11 protein-coding genes are annotated in these 12,952 nt (G+C 35.3%); 4 read left to right on the plus strand and 7 right to left on the minus strand.

Annotated features, from left to right (window positions below):
* Position 1: 1 nt before the first annotated feature.
* A complete protein-coding gene (gene uvrC, locus A9D35_RS09795) occupies positions 2 to 1,795 on the minus strand; it encodes an excinuclease ABC subunit UvrC (protein WP_066222290.1) in 1,794 nt (597 codons plus the stop codon).
* Positions 1,796 to 1,905: 110 nt separating this feature from the next.
* On the opposite strand from uvrC, the gene A9D35_RS09800 reads away from it, so the two are divergent.
* The 4 genes from A9D35_RS09800 to A9D35_RS09815 are packed head-to-tail and all read left to right on the plus strand — an operon-like array spanning position 1,906 to position 4,748.
* Complete coding sequence (locus tag A9D35_RS09800; protein ID WP_066222292.1) at positions 1,906 to 2,328, plus strand: ATP-dependent zinc protease family protein; 423 nt, start codon at positions 1,906 to 1,908, stop codon at positions 2,326 to 2,328.
* Complete coding sequence (gene rimK / locus A9D35_RS09805; protein ID WP_066222295.1) at positions 2,328 to 3,206, plus strand: 30S ribosomal protein S6--L-glutamate ligase; 879 nt, start codon at positions 2,328 to 2,330, stop codon at positions 3,204 to 3,206. The genes A9D35_RS09800 and rimK overlap by 1 nt, the downstream gene beginning before the upstream one ends.
* Positions 3,207 to 4,181: a succinylglutamate desuccinylase/aspartoacylase family protein gene (locus A9D35_RS09810; protein ID WP_066222298.1), complete on the plus strand. Its 975-nt coding sequence runs from the start codon at positions 3,207 to 3,209 to the stop codon at positions 4,179 to 4,181.
* 3 nt (positions 4,182 to 4,184) lie between these two features.
* Entirely contained in the window at positions 4,185 to 4,748 is a 564-nt protein-coding gene (locus A9D35_RS09815; protein ID WP_066222300.1) for a 5-formyltetrahydrofolate cyclo-ligase, read from the plus strand.
* Positions 4,749 to 4,817: 69 nt separating this feature from the next.
* Here the strand turns inward: A9D35_RS09815 and dcp are convergent, their stop codons facing one another.
* From dcp to A9D35_RS09845, 6 genes are all read right to left on the minus strand, one after another.
* Positions 4,818 to 6,941: a peptidyl-dipeptidase Dcp gene (gene dcp, locus A9D35_RS09820; protein WP_066222302.1), complete on the minus strand. Its 2,124-nt coding sequence runs from the start codon at positions 6,939 to 6,941 to the stop codon at positions 4,818 to 4,820.
* A gap of 128 nt (positions 6,942 to 7,069) precedes the next feature.
* Complete coding sequence (locus tag A9D35_RS09825) at positions 7,070 to 7,690, minus strand: lipoprotein signal peptidase (RefSeq protein ID WP_066222304.1); 621 nt, start codon at positions 7,688 to 7,690, stop codon at positions 7,070 to 7,072.
* A 69-nt stretch (positions 7,691 to 7,759) separates the two neighbouring features.
* Positions 7,760 to 8,380 carry a hypothetical protein gene (locus tag A9D35_RS09830; protein ID WP_083191669.1) on the minus strand — a complete coding sequence of 207 codons (621 nt, stop codon included), beginning with the start codon at positions 8,378 to 8,380 and terminating at the stop codon, positions 7,760 to 7,762.
* Between the two features lie 125 nt (positions 8,381 to 8,505).
* Complete coding sequence (locus tag A9D35_RS09835; protein ID WP_066222307.1) at positions 8,506 to 8,886, minus strand: TraR/DksA family transcriptional regulator; 381 nt, start codon at positions 8,884 to 8,886, stop codon at positions 8,506 to 8,508.
* Between the two features lie 4 nt (positions 8,887 to 8,890).
* A complete protein-coding gene (gene ileS / locus A9D35_RS09840; RefSeq protein ID WP_066222312.1) occupies positions 8,891 to 12,295 on the minus strand; it encodes an isoleucine--tRNA ligase in 3,405 nt (1,134 codons plus the stop codon).
* A 176-nt stretch (positions 12,296 to 12,471) separates the two neighbouring features.
* The gene (locus tag A9D35_RS09845) at positions 12,472 to 12,936 is read right to left on the minus strand and encodes a hypothetical protein (protein ID WP_066222315.1); all 465 of its coding nucleotides are present in this window, start codon (positions 12,934 to 12,936) and stop codon (positions 12,472 to 12,474) included.
* Positions 12,937 to 12,952 lie beyond the last annotated feature (16 nt).

The following is a 12,952-nucleotide window of genomic DNA, read 5'->3' on the forward strand; positions in this document are numbered from 1 at the left end:
ATTATGAGGTATGATAATGATTATAAATTTTATGTGCTCTAGACAGTCCTACAACGGCTTCCAAATCTTTTAGAGATGCATTCGAAATTCGTTTTACAGACTTAAAATGACTTAACAAGCTTACAATTGTTTTTTCGCCTATACCCGGAATGGTTTCCAATTCGGTATTTAAGGCACTTTTGCTACGCCTGTTTCTATGGTGCTCTATACCAAACCTATGCGCTTCGTTACGCAACTGTTGGATAATTTTTAAAGTTTCGCTTTTTTTATCTAAATATAACGGAATTGGATCGTCTGGATAAAATAATTCTTCCAAACGTTTTGCAATTCCGATGATTGCAATTTTTCCGCGCAAACCTAAATCTTCTAGACTTTTTAAAGCCGATGATAATTGCCCTTTACCTCCATCAATAATAATAAGTTGTGGCAAGGGTTGTTTTTCGTCTAGCAAACGTTTATATCGCCTAAATACCACTTCTTCCATAGATGCAAAATCGTCTGGACCCTCAACCGTTTTTATATTAAAATGGCGGTAATCTTTTTTACTTGGTTTACCATCTTTAAAAACTACACAGGCCGCAACAGGATGTGTTCCCTGAATATTCGAATTATCGAAACACTCTATATGTCTCGGTTCTTCGTGCAGTCGTAAATCGGTTTTCATTTGTGCCATAATCCGGTTTACATGCCTATCTGGATCTGTAAGTTTAATTTGCTTAAAACGCTCCATACGGTAATATTTTGCATTGCGAAGCGACAATTCTAAAATTCGTTTTTTATCTCCTAATTGCGGAATAGTCACTTTTAAATCTTCTCCCAAACTCACTTTAAAAGGTACATATATTTCTTTTGAATTGGAATGAAAACGCTGACGAATTTCGGTTATTGCCAATTCTAGTAATTGTTTATCGGTTTCGTCTAGTTTTTTCTTGATTTCTAAGGTATGAGACCTAATAATTGAACCATATGATAATTGTAAGAAGTTTACATACCCAAAACTTTCGTCGCTCATAATAGAAAACACATCGACATTGCTAATTTTCGGGTTCACTATCGTCGACTTCGCCTGATAATTTTCTAAAACCTCGATTTTTTCTTTGACTTTTTGTGCCTCTTCAAAATTTAAATCGGCAGCCAATTGTTTCATCTGATTTTTAAACTGAAGCAACGAATCTTTAAAATTTCCCTTTAAAATCTCGCGAATAGCAGCTATTTTTTCATCGTACTCTTCAATAGTCTCATAATCCTCACAAGGACCTTTACAGTTTCCTAAATGATATTCTAAACACACTTTATATTTCCCGGCTTCAATTTTAGCTTCAGACAAATCATAATTACACGTCCGCAAAGCATACACCCCTTTAATTAAATCTAAAAGCGTATGAATGGTTTTAAAATTGGTGTAAGGCCCAAAATACTCGGAGCCATCCTTAATAACACGTCGCGTACTAAACACTCTAGGAAAACGCTCCTTTTTAATGCAAATCCACGGATAAGTTTTATCATCTTTCAACAAAACATTATAACGTGGCTGATGCTTTTTAATTAAATTATTTTCCAGCAACAAAGCATCTGTTTCGGTTTCTACAACAATATGCTTAATATCGGCAATCTTTTTTACTAGCACTCTTGTTTTACCACTATCGTGAGTTTTGGTAAAATAAGACGATACCCGTTTTTTTAAATTCTTAGCTTTACCCACATAAATAATGGTACCGTTGGAATCAAAATATTGATATACACCCGGAGAAGAGGGCAAGGTTTTTAACTGAATTTGTAAGGTGTTTTCGTCCATAAAACAAAGATAGTACAACAATATTAAAACCTATTCATTGTATAAAATTTAGCATATAATATTGTAGTTTTAATTCAACTTTAAATATCTTTCGCCTTTTTAACACCGGCATGAACAAACACATAATTGGTCGTGTAGATAAATTTGATTTTCCTAAACTAGATTTATTTAACATCGATGTAAAAATAGATACAGGAGCGTATACTTCTGCCATTCATTGTTCTAAGATTATAGAAGAAAACAACACCTTGCGTTGCATTTTTTATAGTAAAGGTCACCCTAATTTTAGTAGTAAAGAAGTGGTTTTTACAGAATATAGTTTTACAAACGTAAAAAGCAGCAACGGAATTAAAGAAAATAGATACAAAATAAAATCTGAAGTGATAATTTTTGATAAAACCTACAAGATCAATTTAACTTTAAGTACTCGAGACGACATGCGTTTTCCCGTACTTATAGGAAGACAGTTTTTAAAACGAAAGTTTTTAGTCGATGTCGATCTTCAAAACTTATCTCATAATTTAAAAGCCTAATGAATATTGTAATTTTATCAAGAAACGCAGAACTTTACTCCACAGACCGCCTAGTATTTGAAGGCGAAAAACGCGGTCACCGAATGGAAGTTATAGATCCGCTAAAATGCGACATTATTATAGAAAAGGAAAAACCTACCATCTATTACAAAAATCGTTATTTAGATTATGTAGATGCTATTATTCCTCGCATTGGTGCATCGGTAACATTTTATGGTTGTGCAGTAGTACGACAGTTTGAAATGATGAACGTATTTACCATTGTAACCTCTGATGCCATACAACGCTCTAGAGACAAACTACGGTCTTTACAACGCTTAAGTAAAGCCGGAATTGGTATGCCTAAAACCGTGTTTACAAATTACTCTAGAGATGTCGAAGAGGTTATTGCGCATGTAGGTGGCACACCCGTAATTATTAAACTTCTTGAAGGAACTCAAGGTTTAGGCGTGGTTTTGGCCGAAACTAAAAATGCGGCAGAATCTGTACTTGAAGCCTTTAATGGTTTACAAGCCCGTGTTATTGTTCAAGAATTTATTAAAGAAGCTAACGGTGCCGATTTAAGAGCTTTAATTGTAGACGGACAAGTCGTTGGCGCCATGAAACGCCAAGGTAAAGACGGCGAATTTAGATCGAATTTACATCGTGGGGGATCGGCAAATATTATTAAATTAGATGCCGCCGAATTAAAATTGGCTATAAATGCCGCCCATGCATTAAAGTTACCTGTTTGTGGCGTAGATATGTTACAATCTGCTCGCGGACCGCTACTTTTAGAAGTAAATTCTACCCCAGGGTTAGAAGGTATTGAAGGGGCAACAGGAAAAAATATTGCAAAAAGTATTATTACGTTTATTGAACGAAATGCAAAACGATAAATGCTATTTAACAAAGATATTTTACACATTTTAGGGAAGAAAATTTATCCTGGAGAAAGTGCCGAAATTAGCTTCGACGTTGCTAATTTACACACCTCTTCTAGCGTAGACGTTCCTGTTTTTATAGAACGATCTAAACGTCCGGGGCCAACCGTTTTATTTACAGCAGGCATACACGGCGACGAGGTAAATGGTGTAGATATTGTACGTCAGATTATTGCGAAAGGCATAAATAAACCTAAACGAGGGAGCATTATTTGCATTCCTGTAATCAATATTTTCGGGTTTATAAATTTAAAACGAGAATTCCCCGATGGCCGCGATTTAAACCGCGTTTTTCCAGGGAATGTAAATGGTTCTTTAGCCAGTCAAGTGGCTTATAAACTTATACATGAGGTAATCCCATCGGTAGATTATGTTGTCGATTTTCACACGGGTGGAGCTGGCCGATTTAATGCCCCACAAATTCGAATTGCAAAAGACGATTCAGAATTAGACGAATTAGCAAAAGCGTTTGGAGCTCCGTTTGTGATGTACTCTAAAAATTTAAACAAATCGTTTCGGAATACATGTTATAAACTAGGAATCCCAATGTTGCTTTTTGAAGGCGGAAAATCCTTTCACCTCGATGTAAACGTTACTAATACAGGAGTAAGCGGCGCCAAACGTGTCTTAGCGTATTTAAATATGTTAAACGCTAAATTTAAATCCTCGCCACCTAAAAAGCCTTGTGTTTTTATTTTAGAAAGTAGATGGCAACGTGCCGACTATTCCGGTATGTTTAGACCTGCTTTAGACCTGATGTCTACCAAAGTAAAAAAGGGCGATATACTAGGAAATATTACCGACCCGTATGGTAAGTTTAACGATTATGTAAAAGCTGAAATTAGCGGCTATATCATCAACGTAAACGAAGCTCCAATTGTATACCAAGGGGATGCTTTATTTCATATAACGCGCAAACTGAAACGTTAATTCATGACAAAATCAGAGTTAAGATCTTTATATAAAGCCAAACGAAAAGCTTTGGCTATAGAAACGTGCGACGATTTTAGTTTAGACATCTCTAATCAACTTTTATCACTTCCTATTTGGGATAAATCGTTTTATCATATCTTTTTAACCATTGAAGAACAAAAAGAAATTAATACCGAATACATACTGAATATCCTTTCTGGGAAAGATAAAAATATCGTTATTTCTAAAAGTGATTTTAAAACCGGATTAATGCATCAATTTCTTCTTACCGATGCTACCACCATTAAGAAAAATGCCTATAACATTCCTGAACCTGTAGATGGCATTCCTATCCCGAATACATCTATAGATGTGGTTTTTATACCGCTGTTAGCTTTCGACAAAAAAGGAAACCGAATTGGTTATGGAAAAGGGTTTTACGACCGGTTTTTAAAGGCATGTAAACCAGGCGTCATAAAAATTGGATTGTCGTTTTTTGAAGCCGAAGACACTATTTCTGATGTTTATGATACCGATATCCCTTTAGATTATTGTGTAACTCCAAAACGCATCTACACTTTTTAAAACAACAAAAGCCCGCATAATCAATGCTGCGAGCTTTTGGTTCCTTTTGTTTATTTTGTTTTTAGCCGTTTACTTTAGGCTTCTATTTTTTAGCAATGGCTCTATACTTGGCTCTTGACCTCGAAAATCATGGTATAGTTTTCCGAAAGCTTCTGTATTTCCGCGAGACAAAATCATATCGCGAAAACGCTGGCCATTTTCTGGTGTTAATCCGCCGTTTTCCTCAAACCAAGCAAAGGCATCGTTATCTAACATTTCTGTCCATAAATATGCATAATATCCAGCCGCATAGCCATTACTCCAGATATGTAAAAAATAACTTGAACGGTAACGCGGAGGCACTTCTTTTAAATTTAAATGTGTACGAATTAGCGCAGCCTTCTCAAAACTATCTGCATCTTCAATAGTATCCTCTTTAGTTAAAGTATGCCACTCCATGTCTAAGCTCGCTGCAGACAGTGCTTCAGTTAAGGCATACCCTTGATTAAATGTTGATGCTTTTTTAATTTTATCAATTAAAGTTTGAGGCATGGCTTCTCCCGTTTTATAATGAAAAGCATAATTTTTAAGAATACTAGGGTACAATGCCCAATGCTCGTTAAACTGAGATGGAAATTCTACAAAATCTCTTGGTGTATTGGTACCCGAAAGACTAACATATTGCTGATCGGCAAAAAAGCCATGTAAGGCATGCCCAAATTCATGAAACAAGGTAGTTACATCGTCGAAGCTTATTAATGCCGGTTGACCCTCTGCTGGCTTTGTATAATTACACACATTGTAAATAACAGGTTGTGTCCCCAATAGTTTAGACTGCTCGATTAAATTACTCATCCAAGCTCCTCCAGATTTATTATCGCGTTTAAAATAATCGCCATAAAACAATCCTATTTGACTACCATCTTTGTCCATAACATCGTAGACACGGACATCTTCTTGGTACACCGGTAAATCTTTACGCTCTTTAAACGTTAAACCATATAATTGGTTTGCCGCATAGAATACACCATTCTCTAATACATTATACAATTCGAAATATGGCTTAATTTGGCTCTCATCTAAATCGTAGCGGGCTTTTCTAACTTGTTCTGAATACAAATTCCAATCCCAATCTTCAAGTTTAAACCCACCATTTTGGCTATCGATTAAAGCTTGTATATCGGCTGCTTCTGATTTTGCTTTGGCTGTTGCAGCCGGAATTAATTGCCCTAAAAAATCTAACACCGCTTCTGGCGTTTTGGCCATTTGGTCCTGCAGTTTCCATTCGGCATAAGTTTTAAATCCTAAAATTGAAGCTTGTTCTGCACGAATTTCAGCTATACGTTCTATGGTTTTACGTGTATCGTTTTCATCGCCTTGCTCTGCGCGGGTCCATGAGTTTTTAAATAATTTTTCTCGTGTATCGCGGTTTGTCAAGTTTTGTAAATCGGGTTGTTGCGTTGTATTTTGTAACGGAATAGTCCATTGCGTTTTATCTTCGTTTGCAGCGGCATCAATTTCAGCATCAGACAAGCCCGCAAGAGCTTCTTTATTATCTACAACCAAAGCTCCTGCTTTAGCCGCAGCTAATAATTGATTCGTAAATTTTGCACTAAGAGAAGCGACCTCCCCATTTAACTTTTTAAGTTTTGTTTTTTCGGCCTCTTCTAAATTAGCTCCCGACAATATAAAACGCTGATAATAATATTCTATAAGATGTGAAGATTCCGCATCTAAGTTAAGAGTTTCCCTAGTATTATAAAGCGTTTCTACGCGTTTAAATAATTCTGGATTTAAATAAATGGCATCGCGATGTGCTGCGAATTTAGGTGCTTGTGTTTCTTGTATCGCTTGTAACTCCGGATTTGTATTTGCACTAGACAGTAAACCAAATACCGCCCTAACACGATTTAATAATTGTCCGCTTTTTTCCAACGGAATAAACGTATTCTCGAAAGTTGCTGGTTCAGGATTTGAAACAATAGCTTCAATTTCCTTTAATTGTTCTTTCATACCGGCATCCATGGCTGGTTGAAAATCTGAATCCTTAATAGCATTAAAATCTGGTGCTTGAAAAGGAAGCTCACTAGCTTTTGCAAACGGATTTGAAGCTAGTAATGTGTTATCTTCAGTCACTACTTTTTTCTCTTCTTTTTGACAAGAAGTGGTTAAAATAACAACCGAAATTAAAGCAAATGCAGCTATTTGTTTCATAAGTAAATTATTTAAAATTATATATTGAATTAGGTATTTACAAAGATAACCCAACAGGATTAGTAAACACAACTTCTTAAGCCTTAAAACCTTAATTACCTACTAAGGTGTCTTTAAATTAAATCAGACTAATCCTTCGGAAAAGCCTTTTTATTAAACACAATTAACATAATAAATCCAGTACTAATGGCCACATCTGCGACATTAAACACGGGCTCGAAGAAGGTGAAAAATTTACCACCCCAAAACGGTAACCATTCTGGCAAATAGCCTTTCCAGATTGGGAAATATAGCATATCTACTACTTTTCCATGAAGCAGGGTATCGTAACCTCCCTCGGCAGGAAAAAGTGTAGCAATTTGTCCATGACTGTCGTTAAAAATTACACCGTAAAATACAGAGTCGATAATATTCCCTAAAGCTCCAGCAAAAATTAAAGCAATAGCCAAAGTCAATAAATAATGACCTTTGTTTTTTATGGTAGAGTACAACCAATAGCCTATTCCAAAAATGGCAAAAATTCTAAAAACGGTTAGCGATGTTTTCGCTGTTCTATCTGAAATGGCAGAAGTAAAATCGCTAATCTTGGTTCCCCAAGCCATACCTTCATTTTCTATAAAGTAGATTCTAAACCAATCGAAAACCCTAATATCTTCCCCTAAAACAAAATGTGTTTTAATATAAATTTTACTTATTTGATCGATTAGTAAAATAACGAAAATAAGTAGACACGATTTTTTTAATGACATGTTTTGGGTTTTCAGCAAAAATAGGATATTCTTCCCATTAGAACTCCATTTAAGCTATATAAATCGTTACTATTCCGATTTTATAACTTTAATATTTCCATGAATAGAAGTTAGATCGATGTGGCTTTCGCCAGGTACTAAAGGACCTAAATTAACGGATCCATGCTTTGATAAGGCTTGTACTAACACATAATTTGTTTCTACAAAAATAGAACCGTTTACGGTGTTAACCGTGGCCGAGCCTAAAAAATTTTTTAAGTTGCAGTTGCCTTGGTTAAGTTCTATAACCGCTGTATTAAAACGACCTTCTGCCCAAAAGCTCGCAATATCGCTTTTTGCATACAAATTTAATTGCTCAGGAATACTTAACTCGAGCTCTATAGACATGAGTTTGTGCGCACTTAATTTATCGTTATCTGCTATAAAAGATGGATGAAAAATAGTGGCGATATAAAGGGTATCTCTACTAGTTTTAGAAACCACAACCATGTCTTCGTTGTGCTCGCCTTCAATTTTAGTTTGCAATTGAATCTCGTTAGACTGTGAAGCAACCACATGAATTTTAAAACAATTGGCACCGTTTATATAAATGGTTGAAATATTTTGAGCATCAATAATTTTATCTACTTGTTTTTGTGCCATAATGGTACAAGAAAACAGAGTTACGAAAATTAAAAATATGGGTTTCATGTACACAATTAATTTCAGCTCAAAATAAGTTGGCTCAATTCAAAAAAAAACCTAATAGTTATAAGCAAAAAAACGCCATTGCATAGACATGCAAGGCGTTTAATATTATAAGGTTAAAAGTAATATTATTGCATATTTTTGGCTTCGATACTTAGGGTTGCATGAGGCACTAATTTTAAACGCTCTTTATTAATTAACTTACCTGTTACACGGCAAATTCCGTAGGTTTTATTTTCTATTCTAATTAATGCGTTTTTAAGGTCGCGAATAAACTTTTCTTGACGAATGGCCAATTGCGAATTCGCTTCTTTACTCATAGTCGCGCTTCCTTCTTCGAAGGCTTTAAATGTTGGCGACGTATCGTCTGTCCCATTATTTAAATCGTTCATATAAGCACTTTTTATTAAATCTAAGTCGTGCTTAGCTTTTACAATCTTGTCCTGAATTAACTCCCTAAATTCAGCTAAATCTTTGTCAGAATACCTTACGTTTACATCTACGCTCATAATGTTAGTGTTTTTCTATAAACAATTTGGTTTGTATATCATCAAACGTAATTTCAACCCCATTGTTTACCTGTTCAATAATATCTAATTCGGCAGTTAATGTTTCTACCTTAATATACTCTAAATTCGAATGTACAGCATTTACAATACCATCGTGATTTTGAAGTTTAACATTAATACGGTCGGTAACTTCGAAACCTGAATCTTTACGTAAATTTTGTATTCTATTTATTAATTCTCTTGCAATTCCTTCTTTTCTTAAATCATCAGAAATTGTAATGTCTAATGCGACTGTTAAATTACCTTCGTTTGCAACTAACCAGCCTTCTATATCTTGCGATATAATTTCAACATCTTCCAGTCCTAATGTAACACTTTTTCCATTAATTTCAATGTTTAGTGCCCCAGTTTGCTCAATTTTTTTAATATCTTCTGATGTCATTTTAGCTATCTCACTAGCAATCAATTTCATATCCTTTCCAAATCGTGGTCCTAAAACCTTAAAATCTGGCTTGATTTGCTTTACAAGGATATCTGAAGCATCTTCTAGCAACTCAACATCTTTAATATTAACTTCGTGTTTAATTAAATCGGCAACTGCTAAAATCTCTTCCTTTTGTTGTTTATTATCAATAGGAATCATGATTTTTTGTAATGGCTGACGGACTTTAATTTTTTCCTTAGCACGTAACGACAACACTAAAGACGAGATGGTTTGTGCGCTTTCCATTTTACGCTCTAACGCCTTGTCTACAAATGCTTCATCATATACTGGAAACTCGGCCAAATGTACACTTTCAAAAGTTTCCTTTTGTGTTACTTGTGTTAAGTCTCGGTAAAGTTTATCCATAAAAAATGGCGCAATTGGAGACGCAAGTTTCGCTATAGTTAACATACAAGTATACAAGGTTTGATACGCCGAAATTTTATCTTGCTCGTAATCGCCTTTCCAGAAACGTCTTCTACTTAAACGCACATACCAGTTACTTAAATAATCTTGAGTAAACTCTGAAATTGCACGTGCCGCTTTCGTAGGTTCGTACTCGGCATAATATTGGTCTACACGCTGAATTAAAGTATGTAATTCTGATAAGATCCAACGATCTAATTCTGGACGTTCTGCTAAAGGAATATCGGCTTCGCTATAGCTAAACTTGTCTAAATTAGTATATAAACTGAAGAATGAATACGTATTGTAAAGTGTTCCGAAGAATTTACGTTTCACCTCTTCGATACCTTCTAAATCGAATTTTAAATTATCCCATGGGTTCGCATTGCTAATCATATACCAACGTGTGGCATCTGGCCCATATTCTTTTAAAGTTTCAAACGGATCGATGGCATTTCCTAGACGCTTCGACATTTTTTGTCCGTTTTTATCTAAAACCAAACCGTTAGACACGACGTTTTTATAGGCCACAGAATCGAACACCATAGTGGCAATAGCGTGCAGTGTATAAAACCATCCTCTAGTTTGGTCTACACCTTCAGCAATAAAATCGGCAGGAAAAGATTCATTCCCATCAATTTTCTCTTTATTCTCAAACGGGTAATGCCATTGTGCGTAAGGCATAGAACCAGAATCGAACCATACATCTATTAAGTCGCTTTCGCGTTTCATAGGTTGTCCTGAAGGAGAAACCAAAGTAATTTGGTCGACAATGTTTTTATGTAAATCTAATTTAGCATAGTTCTCTTCGGCATTATTTCCGATTTCAAAATCTTCAAAAATATCCTTTGCTAAAACGCCTGCAGAAACAGCTTTTTGCATTTCTAACTTAAGCTCTTCAACAGAACCTATACAAATTTCTTCTTTACCATCTTCGGTTCTCCAAATTGGTAACGGAATTCCCCAATAACGCGAACGCGATAAATTCCAGTCGTTTGCATTTGCTAACCAGTTTCCAAAACGTCCAGTTCCTGTAGATTTTGGTTTCCAGTTAATGGTTTCATTTAAGTCGAACATACGTTCCTTAACATCGGTAACCTTAATGAACCAAGAATCTAGTGGGTAATATAAAATAGGCTTATCTGTTCTCCAACAATTCGGATAACTGTGCTTATATTTTTCAACCTTAAAGGCTTTATTTTCTTCTTTTAACTGAATAGCGATTTCAACATCTACAGAACGTTCAGGTGCTTCGCCATCGTTATAATATTCGTTTTTTACGTATTTACCAGCGTATTCTGCCATTTCTGGACGAAATTTTCCTTGTAAATCGACTAGCGGTACTAAGTTTCCATTCTCATCTTTTACCAACATTGGTGGAATTTCTGGAACAGCTTGTTTAGCCACCAAGGCATCGTCTGCTCCAAAAGTTGGCGCGGTATGTACAATACCTGTACCATCTTCTGTAGTAACGAAATCTCCAGCAATAATTCTGAATGCATTTTCAGGGTTATCGTTTGGTAAGGCATAAGGCATTAATTGCTCGTAAGTGATCCCTACTAAGTCTTTTCCTTTAAACTCCTTTACAACGTAAAACGGGATTTTCTTATCGCCATGTTTATAATCTAATAATGGCGGCTTAGAGTCCACTTCGAAATACTTTCCTGCAAATTGCTTAGCCACTAACGGCTTTGCCAATACCACGTTCATAGGCTCGAACGTGTATTGATTATATGTTTCTACTAAAACATAATCAATTTTAGGCCCTACGGTTAAAGCTGTATTGCTTGGAAGTGTCCAAGGTGTTGTAGTCCATGCTAAGAAAAAGATATCGCCTTCATCTTGTAAGAAATCTGGTAAAGTGTCTTCGTTGGCTTTAAACTGTGCAACAATAGTTGTATCTGTAACATCTTGATAAGTTCCTGGCTGATTTAACTCGTGAGAACTTAATCCTGTACCTGCTTTAGGAGAATATGGCTGAATGGTATAGCCTTTATAGATAAGTTTCTTATCGTAAATTTGTTTTAACAACCACCAAACACTTTCCATGTATTTAGGTTCGTAAGTAATATATGGATTATCCATATCTACCCAGTATCCCATTTTTTGCGTTAAGTCGTTCCACACATCGGTATAACGCATCACAGCTTTACGGCAGGCTGCATTATAATCTTCTACAGAAATAGATTTACCAATATCTTCTTTGGTAATGCCCAATTCTTTTTCTACACCTAATTCAATAGGTAAACCATGTGTATCCCAACCTGCTTTACGCTTAACTTGAAATCCTTTCATGGTTTTATAACGCGGAAAAATATCTTTAATAGAACGTGCTAAAACGTGGTGTACACCCGGCAATCCATTTGCAGATGGAGGCCCTTCAAAAAAGACAAAAGGCTCGTGACCTTCTCTAGTTGTGATACTCTTTTCAAATATATTTTTCGATTCCCAAAAACCTAGAATTTCTTCAGCAATTTTTGGCAAGTTAAGACCTTTATACTCAGGAAATCTCATGCTCATTCTTTCTATTTTCTTATACGAACGCGAAATTAATGAATTTTGAGAAAACAGAGGGGTTTATAAGCAAAAAAACCGATTGAAAATAATCGGTTTATACTTTTGTTTTATTGTCGTTATTTTTATTTCTATTTCTGATAAAAACAAGCCCTATTTCCTGTAATAAAATAGAGGAGATTTTACTTGTTTTGATATTCGTTTTGAAAGCGTTTTGCTTTGGTTAAAAGCAAATCTTGTTCTTTAGTATCTATATTTAAAGATGAGATGATTCGTCCGTTATTGATATAGATTTTTTTATCGCTAGCCACAGATGATTTCACTAAAATAGAGACCAATTTATTATGTTTAAAATAGTAATCTTCTTCTCTAGTATTTCCAGTGTCCTCTATGTTTTTAATATGACAAAGCTGTTTACTTTCTTTATCGAAATTTACAACGTATTTAAAAGTCCCAATATCTTCTTGGCCACTTGTGTCGGCTAGTGCGCCTTCTACAACCGTTTGTTCTAGAGTATGATTCTCATCGACTTTAACCATGTAATCATTTAATTCGCCTACTAGTTTATCATCTTTTTCATGCATACGTGCACCACAAGACCACATGGCTACGCATAACACAGCTATTATAATACCTTTAATTTTCATAAGAATTAGTTTTAAT

It is taken from the genome of Formosa haliotis (genome assembly GCF_001685485.1).
In the GTDB taxonomy this organism is placed as follows: Bacteria; Bacteroidota; Bacteroidia; order Flavobacteriales; family Flavobacteriaceae; genus Formosa; species Formosa haliotis.